This window comes from Microcoleus sp. M2_D5 (genome assembly GCF_036701935.1).
Classification (GTDB): domain Bacteria; phylum Cyanobacteriota; class Cyanobacteriia; order Cyanobacteriales; family Microcoleaceae; genus Microcoleus.
Map to the genome: position 1 here is coordinate 104,136 of NZ_JAUBRP010000015.1, position 1,299 is coordinate 105,434.

Consider the following 1,299-nt stretch of genomic DNA (forward strand, 5'->3'; position numbering starts at 1 on the left):
TTCCACAAGAAAAATCATTCTTTGTGGAACGGGCATCTTGCCCGTTCTTGACAATGGTGCAACATCTGAGTTCTGACATACTTTATCTTTTCAACATCTGCAAAGCTTGATATCCCAAAAAGAAAAAACCCAAAGCGCCGAGTACCGCTATCGTGTTCGCAAACACATCGACTGTAAAAAATTCGCCCATTGCAATATCCTCTGAAAACTGATATCTATCCTCGGCTTTTCGGTCGCTGTCTGGGTGAGGGGTCTTGCCCCTCGGTGCGGGCGAGCCGAAAGATGCTCACAAATTATAGCAAAAGAGGCGGTCAATCGATTTTAGATTTTAGATTTGAGATTTTAGATTGAAGCATTGACTTGCGCGAGATGAATCCGAGGGCTTGTATTCTGGATGCGAGGGGGTCAATCGATTGCGCGATTTGAGATTTGAGATTTTAGATTGAAGCATTGACTTGCGCGAGATGAATCACGTGGCGGGTATCCTGGATGCGAGGGGGTCAAAATAACTTTTCGGGCGATCGACTAGCTTTTTGTTTTAATATTTTTTAATATTTAGGGTGACAAATCCTGTACCGAAAATTTTAGGTCAGTTCGCTTTGATATTGTTAACCCTGCTAATCTTTTCTCTAATCGTAAGTACAGCTTACAGTAAGAATTTGCGCCGATCGGTCAAAAATGCGCCTCGAACCCACAGAAGTTCCGCGAGACCCTCACCGGAGTCCGCCGCGCAGTTCCCTAAAGTTTCGCTAATCGTACCAGCATACAACGAGGGAGAGAATATTCGGGATTGCGCGATCGCCATGAGGGAGAGTATACCGCTGACGGAGGACAACTTAGAGGTTTTAATTGTAGACGATCGATCGACAGACGACACCAAGGCGATCGGGCAAACCCTGCAACAGCATCTCAACTACCCCCAGCTTAAAAATATTAGCAGGTCAATCGATTTTAGATTTTAGATTTTAGATTTTAGAGGCGACCCCACGGATAAATGCTCTTTCTTGAGGATTTTAGATTTGAGATTTTGGATTGATTCCACGGATAAATCACCTGGCGGATACCACCTTTGAAATTCGCTTGTCAGCCGCCACCAACCAACCAATTACCTGGTTAACTATTTGTTTATCCGTAATCGTAATTTGGCAGCATTACACTTTGCGATCCTTGGGTGCCGAGATTTCTGAATGTCCGACGAAATACTGGTGGTTTGGAGGTTTGGGAGGTGCGTTAGGAATGAGAATTAAATAACTTCCACAAGTTTGTGGGATGGGCGTCCCGCCCGTCTTTTAAGGACGG

The 1,299-nt window shown here is 44.8% G+C and carries 2 protein-coding genes; both read left to right on the forward strand.

Annotated features, from left to right (window positions below; all coding sequences use genetic code 11):
* Positions 1 to 560: 560 nt before the first annotated feature.
* Positions 561 to 962 carry a glycosyltransferase family 2 protein gene (locus tag QUA50_RS09045; RefSeq protein WP_333262885.1) on the forward strand — a complete coding sequence of 134 codons (402 nt, stop codon included), beginning with the start codon at positions 561 to 563 and terminating at the stop codon, positions 960 to 962.
* A gap of 70 nt (positions 963 to 1,032) precedes the next feature.
* A complete protein-coding gene (locus tag QUA50_RS09050; RefSeq protein WP_333262888.1) occupies positions 1,033 to 1,251 on the forward strand; it encodes a hypothetical protein in 219 nt (72 codons plus the stop codon).
* Positions 1,252 to 1,299 lie beyond the last annotated feature (48 nt).